The 23,818-nt window shown below is 43.8% G+C and carries 21 protein-coding genes; 13 read left to right on the top strand and 8 right to left on the bottom strand.

What is annotated here, in order from left to right:
- The first annotated feature begins 16 nt into the window (after positions 1-16).
- Entirely contained in the window at positions 17-1,204 is a 1,188-nt protein-coding gene (gene hmpA, locus DD616_RS01315) for an NO-inducible flavohemoprotein (RefSeq protein WP_094163977.1), read from the top strand.
- Positions 1,205-1,395: 191 nt separating this feature from the next.
- Here the strand turns inward: hmpA and DD616_RS01310 are convergent, their stop codons facing one another.
- Both DD616_RS01310 and DD616_RS01305 read right to left on the bottom strand, forming a co-directional pair.
- Positions 1,396-1,941: a YaeQ family protein gene (locus DD616_RS01310; RefSeq protein WP_013868041.1), complete on the bottom strand. Its 546-nt coding sequence runs from the start codon at positions 1,939-1,941 to the stop codon at positions 1,396-1,398.
- Positions 1,942-2,012: 71 nt separating this feature from the next.
- Positions 2,013-2,222, bottom strand: coding sequence for a cold-shock protein (locus DD616_RS01305; RefSeq protein ID WP_010318975.1), 210 nt, complete (start codon positions 2,220-2,222; stop codon positions 2,013-2,015).
- Positions 2,223-3,018: 796 nt separating this feature from the next.
- On the opposite strand from DD616_RS01305, the gene DD616_RS01300 reads away from it, so the two are divergent.
- The 4 genes from DD616_RS01300 (at position 3,019) to DD616_RS01285 (ending at position 5,442) form a co-directional block, all read left to right on the top strand.
- Entirely contained in the window at positions 3,019-3,381 is a 363-nt protein-coding gene (locus tag DD616_RS01300) for an NADH:ubiquinone oxidoreductase (protein WP_208871582.1), read from the top strand.
- A gap of 209 nt (positions 3,382-3,590) precedes the next feature.
- Positions 3,591-3,830, top strand: coding sequence for a hypothetical protein (locus tag DD616_RS01295; protein WP_208871581.1), 240 nt, complete (start codon positions 3,591-3,593; stop codon positions 3,828-3,830).
- Between the two features lie 164 nt (positions 3,831-3,994).
- Positions 3,995-4,999 carry a response regulator gene (locus tag DD616_RS01290; RefSeq protein ID WP_017046016.1) on the top strand — a complete coding sequence of 335 codons (1,005 nt, stop codon included), beginning with the start codon at positions 3,995-3,997 and terminating at the stop codon, positions 4,997-4,999.
- 2 nt (positions 5,000-5,001) lie between these two features.
- The gene (locus DD616_RS01285) at positions 5,002-5,442 is read left to right on the top strand and encodes a PAS domain-containing protein (RefSeq protein WP_017047143.1); all 441 of its coding nucleotides are present in this window, start codon (positions 5,002-5,004) and stop codon (positions 5,440-5,442) included.
- Between the two features lie 75 nt (positions 5,443-5,517).
- Here the strand turns inward: DD616_RS01285 and DD616_RS01280 are convergent, their stop codons facing one another.
- Entirely contained in the window at positions 5,518-6,519 is a 1,002-nt protein-coding gene (locus DD616_RS01280) for a 2-hydroxyacid dehydrogenase (protein ID WP_208871580.1), read from the bottom strand.
- Between the two features lie 565 nt (positions 6,520-7,084).
- Between DD616_RS01280 and DD616_RS01275 the strand changes: the two genes are divergently transcribed.
- A complete protein-coding gene (locus DD616_RS01275; protein WP_017046019.1) occupies positions 7,085-8,128 on the top strand; it encodes a GMP reductase in 1,044 nt (347 codons plus the stop codon).
- 462 nt (positions 8,129-8,590) lie between these two features.
- Here DD616_RS01275 and luxN read toward each other — a convergent pair whose 3' ends face one another.
- From luxN to DD616_RS01255, 4 genes are all read right to left on the bottom strand, one after another.
- Positions 8,591-11,170 carry a quorum-sensing autoinducer 1 sensor kinase/phosphatase LuxN gene (gene luxN, locus DD616_RS01270; protein WP_208871579.1) on the bottom strand — a complete coding sequence of 860 codons (2,580 nt, stop codon included), beginning with the start codon at positions 11,168-11,170 and terminating at the stop codon, positions 8,591-8,593.
- The gene (locus tag DD616_RS01265) at positions 11,163-12,359 is read right to left on the bottom strand and encodes an acyl-homoserine-lactone synthase (RefSeq protein ID WP_170899074.1); all 1,197 of its coding nucleotides are present in this window, start codon (positions 12,357-12,359) and stop codon (positions 11,163-11,165) included. The genes luxN and DD616_RS01265 overlap by 8 nt, the downstream gene beginning before the upstream one ends.
- Before the next feature lie 262 nt (positions 12,360-12,621).
- Positions 12,622-13,470 (bottom strand): universal stress protein, encoded by an 849-nt coding sequence (locus DD616_RS01260; RefSeq protein WP_017046034.1) that lies wholly within the window; start codon positions 13,468-13,470, stop codon positions 12,622-12,624.
- 10 nt (positions 13,471-13,480) lie between these two features.
- Positions 13,481-14,971: a SulP family inorganic anion transporter gene (locus DD616_RS01255; protein WP_013868030.1), complete on the bottom strand. Its 1,491-nt coding sequence runs from the start codon at positions 14,969-14,971 to the stop codon at positions 13,481-13,483.
- 294 nt (positions 14,972-15,265) lie between these two features.
- Between DD616_RS01255 and DD616_RS01250 the strand changes: the two genes are divergently transcribed.
- The 7 genes from DD616_RS01250 to trmY all read left to right on the top strand — a co-directional run bounded on the left by DD616_RS01250 (position 15,266) and on the right by trmY (position 20,935).
- Positions 15,266-15,595, top strand: a complete 330-nt coding sequence (locus tag DD616_RS01250; RefSeq protein WP_017046037.1) for a metalloregulator ArsR/SmtB family transcription factor — start codon at positions 15,266-15,268, stop codon at positions 15,593-15,595.
- 84 nt (positions 15,596-15,679) lie between these two features.
- Positions 15,680-16,738 carry an ACR3 family arsenite efflux transporter gene (gene arsB, locus DD616_RS01245; RefSeq protein ID WP_208871578.1) on the top strand — a complete coding sequence of 353 codons (1,059 nt, stop codon included), beginning with the start codon at positions 15,680-15,682 and terminating at the stop codon, positions 16,736-16,738.
- 368 nt (positions 16,739-17,106) lie between these two features.
- Positions 17,107-17,448, top strand: a complete 342-nt coding sequence (locus DD616_RS01240; RefSeq protein ID WP_013868027.1) for a metalloregulator ArsR/SmtB family transcription factor — start codon at positions 17,107-17,109, stop codon at positions 17,446-17,448.
- Positions 17,449-17,469: 21 nt separating this feature from the next.
- Positions 17,470-18,471, top strand: a complete 1,002-nt coding sequence (locus DD616_RS01235) for an ArsJ-associated glyceraldehyde-3-phosphate dehydrogenase (RefSeq protein WP_208871577.1) — start codon at positions 17,470-17,472, stop codon at positions 18,469-18,471.
- Positions 18,472-18,483: 12 nt separating this feature from the next.
- Positions 18,484-18,981, top strand: coding sequence for a cyclin-dependent kinase inhibitor 3 family protein (locus DD616_RS01230; protein ID WP_017046039.1), 498 nt, complete (start codon positions 18,484-18,486; stop codon positions 18,979-18,981).
- Between the two features lie 42 nt (positions 18,982-19,023).
- On the top strand, positions 19,024-20,256 hold the full coding sequence (gene arsJ / locus DD616_RS01225; protein ID WP_208871576.1) for an organoarsenical effux MFS transporter ArsJ: 1,233 nt from the start codon (positions 19,024-19,026) through the stop codon (positions 20,254-20,256).
- A 79-nt stretch (positions 20,257-20,335) separates the two neighbouring features.
- Positions 20,336-20,935 carry a tRNA (pseudouridine(54)-N(1))-methyltransferase TrmY gene (trmY, locus tag DD616_RS01220; RefSeq protein WP_170888550.1) on the top strand — a complete coding sequence of 200 codons (600 nt, stop codon included), beginning with the start codon at positions 20,336-20,338 and terminating at the stop codon, positions 20,933-20,935.
- On the opposite strand, the gene DD616_RS01215 is transcribed toward trmY, so the two are convergent.
- Complete coding sequence (locus DD616_RS01215) at positions 20,932-23,808, bottom strand: HD domain-containing phosphohydrolase (RefSeq protein WP_306307608.1); 2,877 nt, start codon at positions 23,806-23,808, stop codon at positions 20,932-20,934. The genes trmY and DD616_RS01215 overlap by 4 nt on opposite strands.
- Positions 23,809-23,818 lie beyond the last annotated feature (10 nt).

Genomic DNA, 23,818 nt, shown 5'->3' with positions numbered 1-23,818 from the left:
GAGGAGAAAGCTCAATATGCTCAATAATCAACACATCGCCATTGTCAAAAGTACCATTCCTTTGCTTGAATCTGCCGGGCCAGCGCTTACAGCTCATTTCTATCAGAGAATGTTTACTCACAATCCTGAGCTAAAAGATATTTTTAATATGACCCATCAACATACTGGCCGTCAGGGCGTTGCACTGTTTGAGGCGATTGCCGCGTATGCGAAAAATATTGAAAATCTCGCCGCATTAACCAGTGCAGTGGAACGTATTGCCCAAAAGCACACCAGCTTTAACATTCAGCCAGAGCACTATCAAATCGTCGGTCATCACCTTATTGAAACGTTGCGAGAGCTTGCTGCCGATGCCTTTACTCCTGACGTTGAAGCAGCATGGACGGCGGCTTATCTCTTTTTAGCGCAAGTCTTCATTGATAGAGAAGGAGAGTTGTACTTACAGCGTAAGCAGGCGATCGGTGGTTGGGAGAATGCGCGTGAGTTTGTGTTGCAAGATAAAGTGAAAGAGTCTGAATTCGTCACTAGCTTTATCTTTGAGCCTGCTGATGGCAAAGCAGTATTAGATTATCAGGTTGGTCAGTATATTGGGATTGAACTTAAGCCGGAAGGTGCGTCATACAGTGAAATTCGTCAATATTCCTTGTCACAAAAACCCAATGGAAAAAACTACCGCATTTCTGTGAAGCGTGAAGGCGTGGATACTGGACATCCTGGGACAGTCTCTAACTATTTACATGATTACGTTGAAAAAGGCAGTCGAGTGAAACTTTATGCGCCAGCGGGTGATTTTTTCTATGTTGAGAAGCTCGCTCCCGTTGTACTTATCTCTGCAGGTGTCGGGGCAACACCGATGCAAGCCATACTTCAACAGCTTGCGTCAGTAGGAAAAAAAGAGGTGACGTATCTGCATGCTTGCAACAATTTATCACAACACTCCTTTATTGATGAAACCGCGACATTAATGGCGGTGCATCCATCATGGCAGCAAGTGGTCTGGTATCTGGAAAGTGAGCAAACACCAGCCAAGCAAGGTTCTATGATCTTGCATGAAGTTTGTGAGCAACTGCCGCTAACACAGGGGGATTTTTATATCTGTGGCCCCGTTGGTTTTATGCAGTTCATTGTTGAACAGCTTGAATTGCTTGGCGTAGCAAGAGAGCGTATCCATTACGAAGTCTTTGGTCCACACGCCTATTTATAAAGTATAAAGCTCTATCTAAATCTAGGCTCTTTTAAGGGCCTATACCCTTCCCATTTAAAGCTGCAGCGGTGTTGGTTACGTTCGCTTACCCCAATCACATAGTTTATCTATGCTCATGGGGATGAGCTCACTTGCCGTCTACCTGCAACTTCAAGTTGTTTGGGTATAGATACTGAAAAGTGGGCTGGGAATTAATGCTCACTTTTTATTTGTAGTGCTTGCCAAGTAATTTCATCGGAATGGCTATCGCTATCAATAAAAATAGAAGAGCCACTAATCATCACTGAAATATCCATACCTCGGTTCAAGGAAGTAGAGAGTTTTTCAATCGCTGCAGCATCAAAGCGAAATAGATCGACATTGAGGTGAGAGAACTTTCCCTTATTTTGTTCCCACCAAACCTGTGATTTCGTGTTAAAGCTGTAGACTTTCACCTGTTTTGCAAGCCGTGTGGCTTTTTTAATGCGATCAGCATCGGGTTCGCCGACTTCAATCCAGAGCTGAATTTGGTCATCTAATGATTTTAGCCAGAGATCAGGTTCTTCAATGGAAGAAAGTCCTCTAGTAAATGTTAGCTCGGGTGAAGCATTAAGACAAAACGCCAAAATGCGCGCCATCATTCGTTCGTTGCTTTCTGAAGGATGCTGAGCAATGGTGAGATTTAAAGAGTCATAATGATCGCGATTAGTATCCGTCAGCGCAATACGGAACTTATAGATTGTCGGTTTAAGAGCCATTGGAAGAATGCCAAGAGGTAAAAACGAAAATAGCCAGCAAATTGCTGGCTATTAGAATACTTAGTAAAAAATTATACTAGGCGGATGTTTTCAGCTTGAGGGCCTTTTTGACCTTGAGCTACTTCAAACTCTACCTTTTGACCTTCAGCAAGAGTGCGGAAACCGTCACCTTTAATTTGGCTGAAGTGTGCGAATACGTCTGGACCGTTTTCTTGTTGAATGAAACCGAAACCTTTAGTTTCGTTGAACCATTTTACTGTACCAGTAACTGTGTTAGCCATTTTTATACCCAAAATCAAAAAAAATTTTACAGCCGAATACGGCGCGGATAGCGTGGAAAAGTAGATTGCTATTGCGTACGACACGACGGGGGAGTTACAAGTAATCCAACGAGACGTATGTGTATACAAAGAACTGCTTTCTAGCTAGTGCAAAGTCTAGTTCAAACTTTTATCTTGTCAATCATAACTCGATAAAACTCGAAAAACTTTCTTAAAATTGTTAGGTTTTATGCTCTATGTTGCATTTTCTTATGATGAGGCTTGTAATTAACATTACTATTCTATTACCCATTGACATAGTTGAAGTTTTAGCCAGAGTTAGTGGTCAGATGAGTTCGATGGTTGAAGCCGTTTATTACTGGCCAACGTTCATTGAGTGAGGAGAAGGGTTAGGTTTACTTTCCTATTTAATGGCTCTCTTTTTGGGCTGAATGACTCTCCTCAAAACTGAGGCAATTTTTCCCTATCAAATAGCATCTTTAAGTTGTTTTGGCGACAACTCGGAACGTTGCGCTGTACGCATCACAAATTTGTACTTTCAATGAAATATTTACTCGGTTAAATAATTGTTACAATTAGTTCCATTTTGAAGTGTTTTTTTGGGTAATGCCTTGTCCCATCTAATTTTTGGGTTTTTTGTTGTTAACCACTGATTAACAATTATTTTATTCTAAGCCAATAAGGAAAAGTTGCTTATTTTTTGAACTTGAAATTCTTATTTAATGGAGGAAAATGTATGTAAACTGAGTTTTCGAAAATGAATGGATACTTTCTCATAAAAAGAGAGGTTTACAACATGAAACTAATACTGATTTTAATGGCGTCTGTCTCGGCGGGTGTGGCCTCTTCTGATCACTTTCATTCATTTTTGCTTGGACTTTACATCGCGTCACTCGCAGTAGGCAGTTGTTACTGGTTTGCTTTTCGAAGTACTAAAGTGCCGGAGTTTGCCCTTTTTCTTCTCATCTGTGGGCTTCTTGCTAAATTGACAGTGACTATTATCGGTGTTGCGTGGGGGATATCGGCGCAATTGATCACATCGCCTTTTATCTTTGCTTTGTCGTATCTCTTCTTCTCTATTGTCGTGACATATCTCTGGTTCAGTTATCGAGATAAATTAACCTCTGCAATCTCTAAAACAACGGCGCATCACGCGTAGCGCACTTAATACATAGCGTCTTTATGCGTAACTTACGCGTAAGATGGTTAATGTGACAGTGAACTAAATTATTTCTGTTAATGCAAAAGGGCTTCCTCACTGGGCCCTTTTGGTGCTTTTGCACTTTAGACTTTTGTCCAAGAGTGGCGCTCATCTTTTCGATATACACTATTACCAATGATTATTTATCTCCTGAACAAGGAAGTACTATGGGCATCGGATTATTTTGGGCAGAGAAAGTTATCTTAATACTGGGTATCATTTTTATTGTGACGAGTATTGTGCGGTATGGTAAACGTAGCCATGACTGGAAAGGTGTCATCACGATGTTTTATCGTCGCATTCCCATGTCAATTGAGGAATATAAGTGGTACCGCTTGGGAGTGGTATTCATTGTTACCGCTATTGTGTTGCGGATTGCTGTACTGACCTTCTGGCCCTCACTATGAGGTTGAAATGAGCGAGCATTGTTGTTTGCTAACCGATGTTTCGCTTGAGTGTGTAGCCTTTTATAACCCCTAAAACTTTTTAATTAATTTTTTGCGCAACTCGCATCTACGCGAGGTTTAGGTATACACTCTATTTATCGAATTAATAAATAGAAGGTGATTACATGTCTTTCCCCGTACTCATCTGTGATGACTCTGCACTGGCTCGGAAGCAGATGGCTCGTTCACTTCCCGCCTCTCTAAACGCCGATATTACTTTCGCAGTCCATGGTTTAGATGGCATCAAAAATCTTGAAGAGCATGATTTTAAATTAATGTTCCTCGATTTAACTATGCCTGAACTGGACGGCTACGGAACGCTAGAAGAGATGCAACGCAGAGGGATGACAACGCCTGTTGTTGTTGTTTCTGGTGATATACAGCCGAAAGCGAAAGAGCGAGTATTGGCGTTAGGGGCGCGTGCTTTTATTCAAAAGCCGATTGATAAGGACGTGTTAAATAGCGTACTACGAGAGTTAGTCGAACCGCCAACACAGCCTCGTATCGTTACGCCTATCTCTGTTGAACTACCTATCTTAAAACGTCGTGACATCTATATGGAAGTTGCGAACGTTTCGATTGGTCGAGCAGCTGATGCTCTGGCGCGACACTTTGATGTATTTGTTCATTTACCGCTACCAAACGTCAATATTTTTGAAGTGAGTGAGCTACATATGGCACTTCGTGACTTGGCGGAAAATGATCAAGTTTCTGGTGTATGTCAAGGCTTTAGCGGTGAAGGCATTGCAGGTGAAGCACTGGTGCTCTTGAGTGATTCCAGTGTTTCTGATCTGAAAAAATTAATGAAAGTGCCAGCAGACAGTGAAGAGCTTGAAGAATTAGAACTGTTAATGGATGTATCAAACATATTAGTTGGTTCTTTTCTGAATGGATTAGGCGAGCAATCGGAGGTGCGTTTTTTTCAAAGCTCTCCAGTATTGCTTGGGCAACACATCTCCATTGACTCTGTGATCAATTCAACCGCTGGATCATTTAAAAAAACGATGACGTTTGAAGTGAGCTACAACATTGATCAAACGACGATCCGCTGTGACTTGCTCTTTATGTTTGTCGATGAGTCTCTTCCGTTGCTAGACAGTAAATTAGCGTACTTGATGGAGGATTTTTAACGATGAATCTCCCTGCAGAATTTGAACAGTTCCACTGGATGGTGGATATGGTGCAGAATGTCGATATGGGGCTGATCGTGATTAATCGTGATTACGAAGTGCAAGTGTGGAATGGATTCATGACACATCACAGTGGTATTCAAGGGCACGATGCGATTGGTAAAACCATTTTTGAACTGTTTCCTGAAATCCCCCAAGAGTGGTTTAAGCTCAAAACTAAACCTGTGTATGACTTAGGTTGTCGTAGTTTTATTACTTGGCAGCAGCGCCCATATCTCTTCAAATGTCGTAATGTTCGCCCTGTCACTCAGCAAGCTGATTATATGTACCAAAGCATTACTTTAAACCCGATGCGAACCACGACGGGTAAAATTAATTCATTGTTTTTATCAATACAGGATGCTACATCTGAAGCGTTAGCCTCTTTACAAATACGTTCATAGAATCAGGGTGTTAATGATTTCGAAGCCTCCTTTTGGTGTTTCATCAAGGAGGCTTCATATTAGTGATGGGTTTAATTAATCAAGCGTTATAAGCTCATTTCCGCAACGTTGATTGTTTGCAAAGGAACGAATGTTATCCAAAGTTGTCTGAGCGATATTGTGTAGTGCATCTTCAGTCAAAAAGGCTTGATGTCCCGTAAATAGTACATTGTGGCAAGCCGATAGGCGTCTGAATACATCATCGACAATCACATCATTCGACTTATCTTGAAAGAAAAGATCCTTTTCATTGTCGTAAACATCTAAACCAAGAGCGCCGATACGACCTTGTTTCAGTGCTTCAATTGCTGCAACTGAGTCGAGTAACTCACCTCGGCTGGTGTTTACAATCATCACGCCATCTTTCATTTGGGAAAATGCGTGGCTGTTGAGTAAATGGTAGTTCTCTGGCGACATTGGGCAGTGAAGCGTAATCACATCACTTTGTTGGTAGATTTCCTCAAGGCTGCAGTAAGTTGCACCGAGTTCAATCGCCAGAGGGTTCTGATAAGGGTCGAAGCACAGTACCTTCATTCCCAACCCTTTCAAAATACGCATTGTGGCAATACCAATTTTTCCTGTGCCAACAACTCCCGCGGTTTTACCGAAGAAGTTAAACCCGACCAACCCCTCTAATGAGAAGTTAGCGTCTCGGGTACGTTGGTACGCCTTGTGAAAGCGGCGATTCAAACACATCATCATTCCTACCGTGTGCTCTGCCACCGATTCTGGTGAATATGCGGGCACTCGCACCACTTGAATACCCAGCTCTTTTGCGGCATCGAGATCGACTTTATCAAATCCGGCACAGCGCATTGCGATAAGCCTCGTCCCATTTTCATACAATTGGCTCAATACTGGGCGACTTAAGTCGTCATTCACAAAGGCACACACCACAGTGCATCCTTGGGCCATTTTAGCAGTGGCTGGGGTGAGTCGAAAATCGTGAAAGTGCAGCGAGAAGATCTTTGTATCACTGACCTCTGAGAAAGAACTCGCGTCATAAGATTTTGCGCTGAAAAATGCAATGTTGATCATGTTCTCTTCCTAATTAGACTTATAATTTTCACTATAAATACGCCTAATATCACAGAAAATAAACCACAAAATAACTATGTCTTTGGGATGGTAGGAGTTGCGGTGTGATGTCACTAAAATCGAAAACGGACGGATTAATGATAAAAATTCACCACAATCTGTAAAAGTCGCCGATAGAAATGTCTGAGTCACCTCTTCTGTGCATGTGATTTCCCTCACATTTTCGGCGCAATGCTGAACAAGGTAACGTTTGCTTATTGTATGAAAGCTTTCGCTAAAATGATGCGTTCTTTAATAACGTATTGAAAAATAAAAATTTACACGATGAGTATTTGAGAGAGATGAACTTGAGAAGTGTCGGATATGAAAGTTTCGAGATAGTACCACAAAAAAAATGCAAATATCAGACTTGCCGATAAGAAATCCGGGCCTATAATGCTGAAAACCGGAGCGTCTGCCAACGCTCCGGTTTTTTTGTGTCCAAAATGTACTGACGTCTGCCAACGAAGGTACTACGCACTCTGCAAAAGAGACACAAATGGTCAATTAATCAAGGAATTACATAATGCGTATCGAACAAGAACTTAAGTTAGGTTTTAAAGATGTCCTGTTTCGCCCTAAGCGTTCAACACTAAAAAGCCGTTCTCAAGTAAATTTAACCCGCGATTTTACATTCAAGCATAGTGGGCGTCAATGGTCCGGCGTGCCTGTTATTGCGGCGAATATGGACTCGGTAGGCAGTTTTGCTATGGCGAAGTCACTTGCTGAACATGATGTAATGACAGCGGTTCATAAACATTACTCAGTAGCTGATTGGGCTGAGTTTGTTAAAAACGCCGATACATCAACACTTAAGCATGTGATGGTTTCTACTGGTACATCTGATGCTGATTTTCAAAAAACCAAAGACATCATGGCGCTTAGTGACGATCTGATTTTCATCTGTGTTGATATTGCTAACGGCTACTCTGAGCACTTGGTCGATTACGTACAACGCGTGCGTGCACAATTTCCAGATAAAGTGATCTCGGCAGGTAACGTTGTCACCGGTGACATGTGTGAAGAGCTCATCCTTGCGGGTGCGGATATCGTAAAAGTTGGTATCGGCCCAGGTTCGGTTTGTACCACGCGCGTGAAAACAGGTGTTGGTTATCCTCAGCTTTCAGCCATTATTGAATGTGCCGATGCGGCGCACGGATTAGGCGGGTGTATCATTGGTGATGGTGGCTGCACATGCGCAGGTGACGTTTCTAAAGCCTTTGGTGGTGGCGCTGATTTTGTCATGCTTGGTGGCATGCTTGCAGGCCATGAAGAATCTGGCGGCGAAGTGTTTGAAAAAGATGGCGTGAGCTATATGAAGTTCTACGGCATGTCGTCACAGTCTGCAATGGCGAAGCACTCTGGCGGCGTTGCAAAATACCGCGCAGCGGAAGGCAAAACTGTATTGCTACCTTTCCGTGGCAGCGTTCACGACACCATCTCTGACATTCTTGGTGGTGTGCGTTCAACTTGTACTTATGTCGGTGCAGCTAAGTTAAAAGAGTTAACTAAGCGCACCACATTTATCCGCGTACAAGAGCAAGAAAATAACGTGTTTGGCCGCGAGTAAATCAATAGTTTTAACAACCATAATTAATCAGAGCCGCTTTTGCGGCTCTGATTAATTATGCCCCTCACTACGAAGAGTGTATTGCGCTGTTAAAAAGGAAATAATTGCCTAGCAAGAAAAAAGCCGCCAAAAATAGGCGGCTAAAAGTGTGCAAGCAAAGGTGTTGTTTAAGTCGAACCTGTCTTTCGCTACAAACAATAGACTGAAAAGGTGCGGTGCTCAACCCTGTCGTTCATGAAATGAGAGGTGAAACAAGATGCATATGTAATTATTGCATGTATAACTTGCATGGGTTCATTAGATATTCAGCTAGAACCACTTGGGATAGCTCAGGTCAAGGCTTGGCGAGTATAGGTAGTAGACGGTTTATAATAGATTATGCGGTTTTAAAATGTCAGCCAGCACCGAAATGGTTTTGGTACTGGCTGAGTTTTTCTCTGGATGTTGGTGTCTTCAATTACGTCAAATAACCGTTCCACTCTTTGCTGTATGAGCATTGGGTACAACGTCTCTATTTAACCAATGGCTGATTACTTGCTGTAACGCATTTAATGACGTCGGTTTCTCTAAACGACCGTCCATCAGCTTGCTAATCATTTCTAGCTCACGTTCGCCAGATTCACCTGACAGCGCAATGATCGGAACCTGCGGAGAATGCGCCTTAATGATTTGGCTGGCTTCAAAACCATTCATAACTGGCATTTGAATATCCATCAAAATCAAATCGATGGAATTCGCTTTAAAGATTTCTACTGCATTTTCACCGTTGTTTGCCTGCAAGTTGTTAACACCAAGTTGGTTCAGATACATTTGAACTAGTGAGCGTTGTACTTCTTTATCGTCAACGATGAGCACCGTGGGTGCTTTGTTATTGATTAGAAATGGCTGATCGATTGGTTGTATATTGTCAACGGTTCTTTGCTCGGTATTCGGTTTAGGTTGTTGCCAACTTTTGAAATCAGGAGTACGAAGCGAGTCGGCTTGGGGAGCATTGGGTACCATAGGAAAGTATAAGTGGAATTCCGTAAACTCCCCCAGTTTCGATTTGCATTCAACTCGGCCGCCAAAAGAGCGCATGACACGCTGGCAATAGCCGAGCCCCAGACCGCTACCTCCGCTTTTTTGATAAGAGAAAAAGTCATCGAAAATTTTATAAGAAATGGCGTCGTCAATCCCCGGGCCTGTATCTCTGAAGATTAAAATATTTTCATAAGTACCGATTTGAGTTGTGATCTCAATTTGGCTATTTGGGTAGGAATCAAAATAATAAATGGCGTTACGAATCAAGTTGAAAATAACAAAGTTGAATAAGGTTTCATTAAGTTTTGCTACGAAGTCATCTTGTTGTGGTAAGTGAATTCGCTCAATTACTTTCTCGTTCTCAAAGCCATATTGACTGACCGCCTGATCAACGGCTTTGTGGATCGACGTCATCGTAATCGGTTCGTGTTCAGGTGAACTATCGCTGACCTCGCGCAAGATAATATCAATCAACTGCCGCCCACGTTGAATAGCCGCTTGGCCGTTCTCAATATCCTGTTTAATTTGTTGTGCAGGCGCTTGACTATCAATATGTTGCTTTAAAATTTCAAAATGTAATTGTACTTGAGCGAGCGGGTTACGCATTTCATGCGCAATTGAATTCGCTAATGCACGACTTTGGCAGACACGTCTATCCGCTTCAATAATACTTTGTATTCGGGTTAGCAAGGTTTGAAGTGCAGCGATTTCTTCATTAGAAAACATCTGATTATTGATTTTGTGTGGCGAGATTAATAAATGTGTGACCAATTTGCTGTGGCCAAACAGTGGCATAACCAACGCTGTATTGTTTGAGCTCATTTTGTCATAAAGGGCTTTGATCGAGTTTTTTGCCGCGGTTTTGTTGTCTAATTTTTCAAACAATTCATCAAACACTAGTGCGGTTTGTTTGGATGAAAGGTAACGTTCGTAGACGGTTTCGTTATAGTTACTATTAACGAACTGCAGCTTATCATCGGCGATGTATAATAACTGGCCTAAACGGCGCATCGCATCATCAATTGACCGCTTGAAATCGTCTTCCAAAGCGAGAATTTGCTCTACAGGAGTCTGCTGATTGCCGTAAATGAGTAAAGAGGCGTAACGGCTCAAGCGTTTGTAGAGTGGATTCCAAGCAATACCAATAAGCGCACAGAGTGGTATTGCAATCAGCCATTGGTTGCTGTCGGTGAGAGGGATGAAGATTGCGCCGAGCGGTATGAATAAAACCCCACATACTAACGCAGTATTGAGACACAGGTAAGCAAGGTATTTCACACTGTAGAAGCGTGAAGTGATAAGAGCATAGCCAACAAACATCATTTCGCTGATGGAGAGTGCCGGAGGTAGCCAAGTGAGTGAAAAATCTTGAAAGAAAAAGGTAATTCCGACTTGGAGTATGAGCGTTGAAAGCATGTATACCAGGATACCTGCAATCATATAGTTGGTTTTGGCCAGTGTTAACTTACTGCTATTGGCTCGCATTGAGATCAAGTTGAACAGTGTCATTATCATGGCGCAAAGTAGAGCACTAAAAAAGTATGGGGTGTGTGGCCCAAACTCAATGACAAATTTGCTCGGCCCAGCGATATCAACATGTCGGACCGTAAGGTTAGGCTGTAAATTAATGACCAAGAAATACATAACTATGGCAATGAAAAACAGTTGTTGCCAAAGGTATATTCTGCCTCTTCTTTGCTCGGCAGATAGCTGACATGAAAAATAGTAAGCAAAAGCAAACGCAAAGGATGATACGACGTTGGCAAATTTGGCCATAAATATAGCTCTATCTGCGCCAAACTCGGCTAGCCAATCAGTATGGAAATACGCATTACTCCCTATCCATGCAATGATAAAAAGAGAATAAGCAATATAGGCGACATGGCGTGTACCCCAGATCATTTCATTTTTTTGCTTAAGACGATAGCAATAGTAAGTTAACCAAACGAGCACCATGGCTACTGCTGCGATAAGCGTTATCGCTTTAGGATAGAGAATTGGCTCTAAGCTGAAATCAAGCATACTCTTCCCTTTTGATTAAATCGTATTTTCTGCTTTGAGAAACCGCATGTTTATAGTCACGAAAATCGGCATCACTGAAGACGCGGTCCATTGATTCGAAATTCCAGAAACCACGATAAGTTTTTACTCCGTCGTTATTCAGATCGCAATTTCCACAATGGAAATACGCTTTCGGGTCAACCGCTTGATAAAAATTGAGCATGAAAGATTGAGCAGTAGCGAATAAACCAAGTTTGTATCCTAGCTGATGCATTACTTGCATGAATTTTTTTTGAGCAAGGTAGAGGAAGTAGAGCTTTTGCTGAGCGTTGCCACTGACGGTGAAACGCAGCACTTCACAGACTGCTCGCGTATCAACCAATTGTCGCCGAAATTGATGATCGAATTCTGGGAGAGAGTCGCACTTTAGCAGTGCTGGTTTGAAAAGCTGTAATTCCATCAAGGCATCGTGGCCATGATCGGGTAAGCAGAACTGCCACTGCTTATTACTGAACTGCGGCACATAGCTGAGCCAAGTCTGATTTACTGACCAATCTTGTACCAACATTGAAGCGACCAGTGTGGGAGATGCTTCGTTATCAGGATGCTTGAGTAAAACAAAGTGCTTCCCTTTTTGTGATAAGGACAATAAAGGCAGCATCTCGTACCACTTTTCGCCTTTAATAAATAGCTCAAGATTGCTCAAGGTGATCGCATCTTTGATAGGCATTTTTTGCGGGTGACTGGGCATTGTGACCCAAAGTTCAGAATCCTCTATCTGGTCGATCAAAAAACCACGGTAGGCACAGTCTTTAAGTGGCAGTTCGATACGAGGAGGAGTATCCGCTTCGATAGGGAATAGTGTTTTCATAGCCGCAATTTCGCATTCACACCAGAAATCTAGCCAATGCGAATAACACTCGCTGACGGCTTGCTCAAGATGTGCTATCTCTTCACCTAATGTATTCGGATAGCGCCGGATGAGTTCTCGGTAGTCCATCAATTCAAACAGTACTGAGAAGCTTTTATTGTGATGTTCAGGAAATAGGTTGAGTAATTGGTTTTTGCGGTGATCTGTAACGGCGCGAAAAAGATCAGCCCGTTGCTGTGGTTGATAAGTATTGATGACGAACTCTACCAGAGCCCGCTGTTTTTTTTCAATAGGCAGACTGCTTGTCAGCCGTGAGCCTAAAGATGATATTATTTTCATAGAGTTAACCTAGCCTAGGTTTATTTAATTATTTTTTATTAGTTTTATTAGATAGGCTCCAGTAAATGAGACTTTGATTTAGGAGGGTATTTGGCGTCACGTCAGTTAGTAGCAGTAACCGCGATTTTATTTGTACCTAACATCCTAAGTACCAGTTGCATATCCGCAGCAAGTTTACTACTTGCACTTACCCTCCACAACAGAGTTTTATAATAAAAGCCTTCCGAAGAAGGCTTTATCTATATGGTTAATTTATCAATTATTATCGTATCAATAGCATAGGTACGCTTGATTCGGCTAAGAGCCGAGTGGTGTTACTGCCAACAAAAAACTGACGAAGTTTAGAGTGTCCAAACGCGCCCATGACGATCATGCCAAGTTGGTTTTGTTGTTGGTACTGAAGAATCGCCTTATGAACTTCGCCAGATAAGCACGCTTCCACAACGTGAATACCGTGTTCACACAATTTTTCGGCGGCAGCTTTAAACGCGATCGCTTTATCGTGGTTATCTTCCACCATCACCAAATGGCACTCCAGCCCTTTTAGCAGCGGTGTTTTAATGGCTTTATCCACTAGTTTTTGGCTAATTTCACTGCCATCAAAGGCTAATAGATAACTTTGTGGTGGCGTAAAATCACCCGTTGCCACTAAGGTGTGCGACTTCATTGTACGCACGATACTCTCTAATTGAGATCCAACAGCCATGGCGTCGTTTTGGTGCACTTCACCTGATTTACCGACCACCAATACACGAATTTCGTTTTCAAGATCAAGCAAAGTCTCCAGTAGGTTGCCGTGCTTTTGCAGTTTATGCACATCTTGTAAACCTTGTTCATGAGCTTTGGTTTCTAGCTCATTGAGTAACGCTTTACCGTGCCTTAAGGCTAGTTTAGAACGCTTTTCGTCTAGTTCAATAAGCTCTTTCAACAGCTGTTCTCGGCTGCCTAAACCGATATTACCAGATAACTCACTTTCAGTTTGATTGGCCGCTTTATCAAGTACGTGCAATAAGGTTAACGGTGCTTGTAAGCTTTTGGCGGCCCACACGCTTAAATTGGCGACCGACTGTGAATAAATCGATCCATCGATGCAAGCAATAATATTGGTCATAATCTGTTCCTTAATGTCCGCCCATCAGCTTTTCAACTTCTTCTGGCTTACCATGCACGCCGAATTTATCGACAATCGTTGCTGTTGCTTCATTCATACCGATGATGTTTACATCGGTCCCTTCGCGTCGGAATTTGATAACAGCACGATCTAGCGAAGAAACCGAAGTAATATCCCAAAAGTGCGCTGCAGAGAGGTCGATAGTGACACGCTCTAAGACCTCTTTGAAGTCAAACGCGTTCATAAATTGATCTGACGAAGCAAAGAAGACTTGCCCAACAACACGATAGGTACGCTCTTCTCCATTTTCAGAGAGTTCACTTTTAACCACCATGAAGCGGCCAATTTTGTTAGCAAAGAAGAGAGAAGCAAGCAGCACGCCGACACCGACACCGATCGCTAAGTTATGGGTTGCAACCACAACAACGACGGTCGCGATCATCACGATGCTGGTAGAAAGTGGGTGAGTTTTGAGATCCTTTACCGAACTCCAAGAGAAGGTCCCAATGGAAACCATGATCATTACCGCCACTAAAGCCGCCATCGGGATGAGCTTGAGCCAATCACTTAAAAACACCACCATGATGATCAGTAGAATACCGGCGCAAAAAGTAGAGAGCCTGCCGCGTCCGCCGGATTTAATGTTGATGATCGATTGACCAATCATCGCACAACCGGCCATGCCGCCAAGAAAGCCAGTGGCAATATTGGCGATACCTTGGCCTTTACATTCGCGATTTTTATCACTGCTGGTATCGGTTAAATCGTCAACAATGGTTGCTGTCATCATTGATTCTAATAAACCGACAACGGCCAATCCGGCTGAATAAGGAAATATAATCCATAAGGTTTCAAGGTTGAGCGGAACATCTGGCCATAAAAATATCGGTAAAGTATCTGGTAATTCACCCATATCGCCCACAGTGCGAATATCAATGCCAAAGCTGATAGCAATCAGAGTTAAGGCGATAATGCACACTAATGGCGAAGGTAGCAATTTGCCAATCACAGGAACGTAGGGGAATAGGTAGATAATCGCCAGCCCACCGAGTGTCATGGCGTAAACGTGCCATGTTACATTGGTCAGCTCTGGTAATTGCGCCATAAAAATCAGAATCGCCAGCGCGTTAACAAACCCCGTCACGACCGAACGTGATACAAAACGCATCAAATCGCCCAGTTTGAGGTAACCGGCCAGTATTTGTAGAACCCCGGTCAAAACAGTGGCTGCCAGTAGATATTGCAAGCCATGCTCTTTGACTAAAGTGACCATCAACAACGCCATTGCTCCAGTGGCTGCTGAGATCATGCCGGGTCGTCCACCGACAATTGAAATGATCACGGCAATACTGAATGAAGCGTAAAGGCCGATTTTAGGGTCTACACCTGCGATGATAGAAAAGGCTATTGCCTCAGGAACTAATGCTAACGCAACGACAGTGCCAGCTAGAACATCCCCTCGCACATTGGAAAACCAATCGCGCTTAATATTTTGTAGCATACTTGATCTCTAAAAAATGAAATAAAAAGGTGAGTTGTGAGAGGTAAAGATCAATCTAGGGCGGCGTAAGCAGCATTCGCAACGTCTCTTAGTTGATTTTTAAAATGTGATCCTAATCATTGATGTGGTATAGGTCAACCAAACGATCGTTATTTGTATTGCAGTAATCATTTCTCCCGTTATCACGCTGCTTTTCAAGCGCCGCCCGTCGTGCGCGAGGATAGTTCTGGTGTTTGACTTCTACTCTTTTGCTCCTTACACTAAAACACATTCGATATTCCATATGTATTGTTTATGTGTCGCAGTTTATCTTTTTATAAATCCTTGTCTGAAGAAACGAGACTTAAATCCTTGCTGTTGATGAAGCACAAAGGGCAGTTGTGTGTGTGTGATTTAATGAATGCGTTGCAATTAAGTCAGCCAAAAGTGTCTCGTCATTTAGCTGAACTGAGAAAAAATGAGCTAGTGATTGATGAACGGCGCGGTAAGTGGGTGTACTACCAAATCAATCCTGAGCTGGAAAGTTGGATGGTGCAGATATTGGACATCACGCTGAGCCACAATACCGCATTGATTGCGCAAGAGCTAACGCGCATTGCTGGCCCATCTTGTCAAAATGAATGAAATTTTAGCGTTGCTATTTCTCCATGGCTGTAAGTAGAAAGTTGTGTGCGGATCCCTTTTTAGACTGACCGAGAGATGTGATGTATGAGTGAATTACCTGTCTGCGCAGAAGCCTCTGCAGCCGAAAAAATGAGTTTTCTCGATCGCTATCTAACCTTGTGGATTTTCCTTGCGATGGGGCTCGGGGTAGCGATCGGTGTCTTCTTTCCGCAAGTGGCGCAGTGGAATGAGAGCATGTCGGTCGGTTCGACCAATATTCCGCTGGCGATCGGTTTGATTTTGATGATGTATCCACCACTGGCAAAAGTGAATTACAGCCTACTAGGTGAAGTGACTCGTGATAAACGCGCCATCACACTCTCTTTAGTGATGAACTGGATTATCGGGCCTATCTTGATGTTTGCATTGGCGATCATTTTCTTACGCGATTATCCCGGTTATATGGTCGGACTGATCTTAATTGGTCTGGCGCGTTGCATCGCGATGGTATTGGTGTGGAATGATATCAGCGGTGGGAACAAAGAGTACGGCGCAGCGTTGGTGGCGCTCAACAGTGCATTTCAAATTGTCACTTACAGTTTTATGGCGTGGCTATTTATTACTGTTTTGCCGCTATATTTTGGGCTCGAGAGTGTTGTAGTTGATATTACCATTCTCGATATCGCCGAAAGTGTACTGATTTATTTAGGCATCCCATTTTTAGCTGGCTTTTTGAGCCGCAAATGGTTGGTGGCCGCGAAAGGTGAGCAATGGTACAACGAGGAGTTTATTCCGCGTATTTCACCGATTACGCTGGTGGCACTACTAGCGACGATAGTTTTGATGTTCAGCCTGAAAGGCGAGATGATCATTGAACTGCCAATGGACGTGATACGCGTTGCCATCCCTTTAGTGATTTATTTCTTAGTGATGTTTTTTGTCAGCTTTTTCATTGGTAAAAAACTGGGCATTCCTTACGATCAAAATGCCTCAATTGCTTTTACCTCATCAGGCAACAACTTTGAACTGGCGATTGCGGTCTCCATTGCCGTGTTCGGTTTAAATTCCGATCAAGCATTTGCGGGTGTGATTGGGCCCTTGGTTGAAGTGCCGGTGTTGATTGCCTTGGTCAACGTCGCGCTGCGTATGAAAAAGAAATACTAGCGCTCTCTGAGTCCGAACTTCAGGATATTTTTCTCATTAAATTTCATAACCGTAGACTGTTTTAAAAATGTTAAGTGTTTGTGAATGAGTTGGAAACGTCATCTATGTTCTGCTACGCACGAACTCTTGATCCCAATGTTGCGATGCATCGGGGTATGATCGGCGTATCAAAAATAGATCTATTGGGAAATCGATTGTAATCAAAATGCCACAAAAGCCCTGCAACATACCATCAGCTATTTTACTGCTCGCTTTAGCATTGTTCTCTGAAGTCAGCGGTAACTTTTATTTAGCGGTAGCTTTTCTATTGACAGCGATTTCTTTTTATATAATACATATGTATATCCGCATATGCAGAGATAAGTAAAATGCTACCTCATCAGTTTTTTAAATTGCTGTCCGATGAAACGCGGGTGCGCTGTTTACTCATGATTGCACGTGAGCAACGAGTGTGTGTCGGCGAGTTGACACAAGCGTTAAATGAGAGCCAACCGAAAATTTCTCGCCATCTGGCTCTACTTCGTTCCAGTGGCGTGGTGGTTGATACAAGGCAAGGCCAATGGGTGTTTTATCGGTTATCGGACCAACTACCCGGATGGATGAAAAAACAAATTCAAGGGCTGGTGGAATCCAACTGCCTGAAAAAAGAATACCAACAAGATATGCAAAGGCTGGCAGAGATGGAATCTCGCCCAGAATGCTGTGTTTAGAAGGGATAAAAGGAAATAAAGATGTCGATTAAAGTCGGAATTAACGGATTTGGCCGCATTGGTCGTTTAGCATTAAGGGCGTCATTTGATTGGCCAGAGATCGAATTTGTCCAGATTAACGACGTTGCGGGTGACGCGGCGACCTTGGCTCATTTACTCGAATTTGATTCAATACAAGGCCGTTGGCATCACGAAGTGAGTGCCAACGAGCAAGCGATGGTTATTGCTGGCAAAGCGATTCGCACTTCACAACAAAAAGCGATCAGTGATGTCGATTGGTCTGGTTGTGATGTGGTCATCGAAGCCACGGGAAAACACCGCAAGTCTGAGTTTTTGAATCAGTATCTCGCGCAAGGTGTCAAACGCGTGGTGGTATCGGCTCCTGTGAAAGAAGCGGGGATTGCCAATATCGTGGTTGGGGTCAATGACCACATCTTTGATCCACAAATACACCAGATTGTGACCGCTGCGTCTTGTACCACCAACTGCATTGCGCCTATCGTCAAAGTGATTCACGAGCAACTTGGTATTGAACATTCATCGTTTACGACCATTCATGATTTAACCAACACGCAAACTATTTTGGACGCACCGCATAAAGATCTACGCCGCGCACGCGCGTGTGGTATGAGCCTTATCCCGACCACAACCGGTTCTGCGACTGCGATTGTGGAAATCTTCCCTGATCTAAAAGACAAAATTAACGGTCACGCGGTGCGTGTGCCGCTGGCCAATGCGTCGTTAACCGACATTATTTTTGATGTTAAACGTGATACCAGCGCAGAAGAAGTCAACGCGCTACTTAAAGCGGCTTCAGAAAATGAGCTCAAAGGCATTCTCGGTTTTGAAGCGCGCCCACTGGTGTCGATTGATTACAAAGGCGATCAACGCTCAACGATTGTCGACGCACTCTCGACCATGGTGGTGGGCAAGCGCATGGTGAAAATTTACGCTTGGTATGATAACGAAATGGGTTACGCAACGCGTACCGCAGAATTAGTACGCAAAGTCGGTTTGGCATAAAGGAGCAAAGAAATGACACATCCTACATGGGAACTGCCTGTTGCAGAAAACAGCGCTGGTTTGGTATTGACGCCTTGCCCGGGGACAAAAGATCTTCCTTTGGTTGAGAGTATTGAACAACTGAGATCTCAAGGTGTTACCGTTGTGGTGACGGCTCTAAGTCATGAAGAGATGCAAGAGAAAGGTGTTGGTGACTTGCCTAAAGTGGTTGAGCAAGCGGGGCTGCAATGGTTTCACGCCCCAATTGAAGATGATTGCGCGCCCGACCACCAGTTTCAAACGCATTGGCAAAGTATCTCCCCGTCACTTCATCAGGCGCTTACCAAGGGAGATAAGATTGCCATGCATTGCATGGGTGGATCGGGTCGTACTGGTTTACTTGCTGCTCATTTATTGCTGGAGAAAGGTTGGGAACTGCAAAACATTATTACTCACGTTCAATCATTAAGACCGGGTGCGTTTACCAAAGATGTACAAGTTGAGTACATCAAACAATTTGTTAATCAATAACAGTCCCAAAGAGCTGCCTTAGGCGGCTCTTTTGCAAAGAGAGTGATTATGCTGTCTCAACTCAAGCAAAACGTTCGCCAGTACATGCTAGTGACTTTTAATTATTGGAATTTTACCGTCACTGACGGCGCGCTGCGCATGTTAGTGGTGTTGTATTTTTATGATTTGGGTTATTCGACCTTAGCGATTGCGTCTTTGTTTCTCTTTTATGAATTTTTTGGCGTGGTGACGAACCTGATTGGCGGTTGGCTTGGTGCGCGTTTAGGGCTGAATCGCACCATGAATATTGGCCTTGGCATGCAAATATTCGCGCTCTTGATGCTTGCTGTACCTGCGGCATGGTTAACCATTCCTTGGGTGATGGCGGCGCAGGCGTTATCGGGCATCGCAAAAGATCTCAATAAAATGAGTGCAAAAAGTGCGATCAAAACGTTAGTCCCTGAAAATGCACAAGGCGCACTCTACAAGTGGATAGCCATTCTTACGGGTTCAAAAAACGCTCTAAAAGGGGCCGGCTTTTTTCTCGGTGGCGTCTTGCTCTCTTGGATCGGCTTTCAATATGCGGTAGCGGCTATGGCGGCGGTATTGCTGTTGGTTTTTATCGGCAGTTTGCTTAGCTTGCAAGCCGATATTGGCAAAGCCAAAACCAAACCGAAATTTTCAGAGATTTTCTCCAAATCGCGCAGCGTGAATATTTTATCGGCGGCTCGCCTATTTTTATTTGGCGCGCGAGACGTTTGGTTTGTGATTGCCTTACCCATTTATCTGGGCAGCGTTTTTGGTTGGGATCACAGTGCCGTGGGCGGCTTTTTAGCGTTATGGGTGATTGGCTACGGCGTGATCCAAGGGTTTGCTCCTAAAATAACGGGCAGTGCTTCAGACCAAGTGCCAGATGGGCACTCTGCGCTCGGTTGGGCGGCGTTACTGGCGCTGATTACCGGTTTGATCGCCTACAGCATTCAAGCGCAGTGGCATCCGGAAGTCGTGATCATCGCGGGGTTACTGCTTTTCGGCGCGGTCTTTGCGATTAACTCATCGCTGCATTCCTATTTGATCGTGAGCTATGCCAAGGGGGATGGTGTATCGCTTGATGTTGGTTTTTACTACATGGCAAACGCGATGGGGCGTTTAATCGGTACCGTGCTTTCCGGGTGGGTTTTCCAACTTTGGGGATTAGCGGCGTGTTTGTGGGTTTCGTTTGGTTTTCTGCTGCTGACCACTCTCATTTCATTGGGGCTCCCGAAAAGCAAAGCTGTGTTGACGAGCGAACCGTAGCTTCACCAGCAGATCACTATTCCAGTGGATGGAGATTGTGATAGAGTCCGTGCTTTATTGAATGAATTGAGTCAGTCACATGAGAGCTTTTGTTGTAAGGGCCCGCGCCGCTTCCACGGATAAACAGACTTTTTTAGCCTCTGTTGGGCAAGAAGCCCACACCGAAATTTTGGCCCACGTGCTCATGAATGCTATTTTTACCGCGCAGTCGCATCGTGATGACGTGGTGGTCTATTTGGTGCTGGAAAGTACGCAAGATTTCTCGCGGACTTTATGCTTTGAGTCGAGCCAGTTGCACAATATCGGTGGCTTTCACGAGCAAGCCTTGCTGACCAAAATAGGCCACGCTTTAGATGTTTCTGTGGGTATGGGCAAAGAGCAAACCCGAGAGGTCGAGCAAGGACTCACGGTTGAAACCATCAGTTTTGAAAAGTTGGTGCAACGCCTTTCTGAAAGTTACCACTTGTATTTACTGGATAAAAAAGGCGAAAGTGTCCGTGATCATCAATTTTCTGACGACAGCTGCTTTTTACTTACTGACCACATCCCGATGCCGAAAAAAAGTTGGAACAGTTTAAAGCGCCTTAATACACAGAAAATCAGCCTTGGGCCTCGAATGCTGTTTGCCTCGCAGTGCATTGTGCTGATCCAGAATGAGTTAGATATTCGCGGTCTTTAAAAAGTCTTCTTCAAACTCATTTTTACTTTTTTTATCTGTGCTTCTTTATCAATTGGGCTGTGCTGATTGGAGTGTAAAAACCGATCCGCATAGTCTTGATAAATCTCTTTTTCTAAAAAGAGTAAGTAAAGCTTCGGATCAATATGGCCTGTGGTGGCCATGGTGGTCATGATCGCGATCGATTCGCTGAGCGTTTTGGCCTTTTTATAGGGGCGGTCGCTAGAAGTCAGTGCTTCAAACACATCGGCTATTGCCATCACTCGAGCGGGGATGGAAAGCTGCTCTTCATTTAAACCTCTTGGATAACCCGCGCCATCCATTCGTTCATGGTGGCTTCCTGCAATATCAGGAACGTTTTTCATATGTTCAGGATAAGGTAGCCGCTTGAGCATCATGATGGTTTGCACAATGTGATCATTAATCATAAAGCGTTCTTCGTTAGTGAGCGTGCCACGGCGAATGGACAAATTATAGAGCTCACCTCGGTTATAGCGCAGTTCTCCCGGTTGTAAAATAAAGTTTTCTTGCCACAGATCTTGTGGACGGCAACCGTTCACCCAGTGCAACTGGTGTACGGGTTTATCATCAAGCAAGCGCTCCATAGTGGGTAATGGTTTTGACTCTCCTGCACGTTGGTTCTCTATCCAAGAAGTACCGAGTTGATCATCCAAAGTCCGTTTCCACTCTCTTTGCGCAATTCGCTCTAAGCGGGAAAGGTCATCATCGCTCATAAACTCACTGCCAATATTACACTGCGCGACGAAAGCAAATTCCTCATCGAGGATTTGTTGGTTCGTCAGCAACTGCTGCTTGAGATCTGACTCGTTCTTGCCCTGCGCAACACCTTGCCAGTAGTCCGTTTCAGCTTGACATTTGAGCAGCTCAAAACGCATTCTAATTTCGTGAATTCTGTCGTAGATCGTTTCTAATTTGGTCGCTTTATCAATCACATATTCAGGCGTGGTCACTTTTCCACAATCATGCAACCAAGCGGCGAGAGTGAGCTCTTCCCACTCTTCATTGGTCATGGAAAATTGTGGGAAATAGGTGCGATCGTTTTCCGCCGCTTTAGTGATCATTTTGGTTAATTCAGGAACTCGCTGACAATGGCCGCCCGTGTAAGGGGATTTGGTATCAATGGCTGATGCGATCAATTCAATAAACGAGTTGAGCATCTCCTTTTGCCGTTGCATTTTGTCGATATTGTCTTTAGCGATTTCGGCAAAACTGAGCAGCTCTCGTAAAAATGCATGTTTGTCTTGCTGATCGGGAGTGATGGCCCGTTCGTAGCCTAGGTTTAATACGCCAACCAACTGCTTGTCTCGGTTGAGCAGTGGGAAAAGATAAAGATCAGAATTATACAGCTCATCTTTATGCTTACGCATCGAATTATCGGTTTTAGATAAGTGAACCGTTTGGCCTTTTCGCAGTTCAGAAAGTAGCCACGGCATCTCTTGAGACAACTGGTTGATATCAAGCTTAAAGGGAATGATGGCGTGGTTTGCTGCGGTGATAAATTGGTTATTTTCGTTGGCATAAGTGTAGAGCAAAATAGTTTCAGCTCGAGTGATCAAATAGCTTTGATGGGTAATCGTTTTGGCTAACACACCGAATTCTTGATTGCTGGCGGTTTCGCGTAATAGTCGCAGCAAGTCGTGCAGTGTATGCTCCATGAGCTCTATCGATTGGGTTAAATTGGCAACTTCACGGATCCGGCTTTTTGGGTAGCGTGTCTTTTTAAATTCAAAGCGCGTGATGTTGTCGGTCAATTGCACTAGGTTACCTAAAGGGCTGGCGAGCCTTTGCGCCACAAAACCAACCACTGCAAAAGCGATAGCGAGCATGATTAACGCGACAAAAATCTGCTGATCTCGCATCGAGAGCAAATCTGCGATCAAATCGTCTTGCGGTACCGCTTCTGCCAGCAACAAGCGTACATTGTCGTTTAAAAGTACCGGCGTTAACGTCACCGACCACGTTGTGCCATTCATATTGACCGTTTCATACAAAGTTTGGCTGCTGACCCGATTCAATATTGGTGCAAAAGTACTTTGCTGCAGCTGCTGTGCAATCTGTGAGGGATCTTGTTGTAGATCGAACTTAGTATTGTGTTGGGCGAGTGGTCTAAATTGATTATCGAACAAAATAAGCTGAGCACTATCAGAAAAACCCATCGTACTCATCTGTTTTGACAGTGAGTCAAGCGTGAAATCAGCGCCAAGCACACTCTTTCCATCGGCCGATCTACGTGACAGTGTGACGCCACTCGTTTGTAGGAAGAAAAAGAAATAAGGTTCCGTTAAGCGTATCGCGCCATCTTGACTTGCCGAGGTAAACCAAGGACGCACGCGAGGATCAAATTTATTATTGTTATCTTGTTTGTCGAGCAGGCTTTTAAGGTTCTGGTCTAAATAGATAAAGCGGTTAGTGCCATCAACTTGAGTGTAATGAGCCAATAGCTGAGCTTGCGCGGGGGCATCAAAACGCTGTTTGGCTTTATCAAAGCTCAGCGAGCGAAATGTAGTACAAGCTCCGGCTTCGTCACAATAATAGAGCGCGACTAACTGTGGATTACGTTGGAAGGTCAGCCAAACGGTGGCGAGTTGGCGTGGGTCCGAGATGACTTTATCCGGTTGATCAATTACGTTACTAAAAGCTAAAAAATCGAGCGTAGTCAAGATAGGTGCGGCACTTTGTTTAAATGCTGATTCCAGTTTTTTGCTGTTTTCGCTACTTAATCCTTGTGCACTTACCGTCAGTAGTTGCTGACTATGGTGATAACTTATGCCAATCAATACAATGCCGATCACCATGGCGAGCACTAAAAAGAGACTCGTAATGTGAATGCTCAGTGAGTAACGACGTCGTTTCATAACCAACTCC

The organism is Vibrio anguillarum (assembly GCF_003390515.1).
Classification (GTDB): domain Bacteria; phylum Pseudomonadota; class Gammaproteobacteria; order Enterobacterales; family Vibrionaceae; genus Vibrio; species Vibrio anguillarum.
The sequence above is the reverse complement of the archived record's forward strand: the minus strand, read 5'-3'. Positions and strand labels throughout refer to the sequence as shown.

Bases quoted from the DNA above. Each gene is read 5' to 3' on its own strand.
- DD616_RS01260 (WP_017046034.1), bottom strand. From the start codon at position 13,470: ATGACCAATATTATTGCTTGCATCGATGGATCGATTTATTCACAGTCG.
- arsB (WP_208871578.1), top strand. From the start codon at position 15,680: ATGAGTGAATTACCTGTCTGCGCAGAAGCCTCTGCAGCCGAAAAAATG.
- hmpA (WP_094163977.1), top strand. From the start codon at position 17: ATGCTCAATAATCAACACATCGCCATTGTCAAAAGTACCATTCCTTTG.
- DD616_RS01290 (WP_017046016.1), top strand. From the start codon at position 3,995: ATGTCTTTCCCCGTACTCATCTGTGATGACTCTGCACTGGCTCGGAAG.
- DD616_RS01310 (WP_013868041.1), bottom strand. From the start codon at position 1,941: ATGGCTCTTAAACCGACAATCTATAAGTTCCGTATTGCGCTGACGGAT.
- DD616_RS01240 (WP_013868027.1), top strand. From the start codon at position 17,107: ATGCTACCTCATCAGTTTTTTAAATTGCTGTCCGATGAAACGCGGGTG.
- DD616_RS01250 (WP_017046037.1), top strand. From the start codon at position 15,266: ATGTGTCGCAGTTTATCTTTTTATAAATCCTTGTCTGAAGAAACGAGA.
- DD616_RS01215 (WP_306307608.1), bottom strand. From the start codon at position 23,808: ATGAAACGACGTCGTTACTCACTGAGCATTCACATTACGAGTCTCTTT.
- DD616_RS01300 (WP_208871582.1), top strand. From the start codon at position 3,019: ATGAAACTAATACTGATTTTAATGGCGTCTGTCTCGGCGGGTGTGGCC.
- DD616_RS01305 (WP_010318975.1), bottom strand. From the start codon at position 2,222: ATGGCTAACACAGTTACTGGTACAGTAAAATGGTTCAACGAAACTAAA.
- trmY (WP_170888550.1), top strand. From the start codon at position 20,336: ATGAGAGCTTTTGTTGTAAGGGCCCGCGCCGCTTCCACGGATAAACAG.
- DD616_RS01295 (WP_208871581.1), top strand. From the start codon at position 3,591: ATGGGCATCGGATTATTTTGGGCAGAGAAAGTTATCTTAATACTGGGT.
- DD616_RS01275 (WP_017046019.1), top strand. From the start codon at position 7,085: ATGCGTATCGAACAAGAACTTAAGTTAGGTTTTAAAGATGTCCTGTTT.
- DD616_RS01280 (WP_208871580.1), bottom strand. From the start codon at position 6,519: ATGATCAACATTGCATTTTTCAGCGCAAAATCTTATGACGCGAGTTCT.
- DD616_RS01265 (WP_170899074.1), bottom strand. From the start codon at position 12,359: ATGAAAATAATATCATCTTTAGGCTCACGGCTGACAAGCAGTCTGCCT.
- DD616_RS01235 (WP_208871577.1), top strand. From the start codon at position 17,470: ATGTCGATTAAAGTCGGAATTAACGGATTTGGCCGCATTGGTCGTTTA.
- DD616_RS01230 (WP_017046039.1), top strand. From the start codon at position 18,484: ATGACACATCCTACATGGGAACTGCCTGTTGCAGAAAACAGCGCTGGT.
- DD616_RS01255 (WP_013868030.1), bottom strand. From the start codon at position 14,971: ATGCTACAAAATATTAAGCGCGATTGGTTTTCCAATGTGCGAGGGGAT.
- DD616_RS01285 (WP_017047143.1), top strand. From the start codon at position 5,002: ATGAATCTCCCTGCAGAATTTGAACAGTTCCACTGGATGGTGGATATG.
- luxN (WP_208871579.1), bottom strand. From the start codon at position 11,170: ATGCTTGATTTCAGCTTAGAGCCAATTCTCTATCCTAAAGCGATAACG.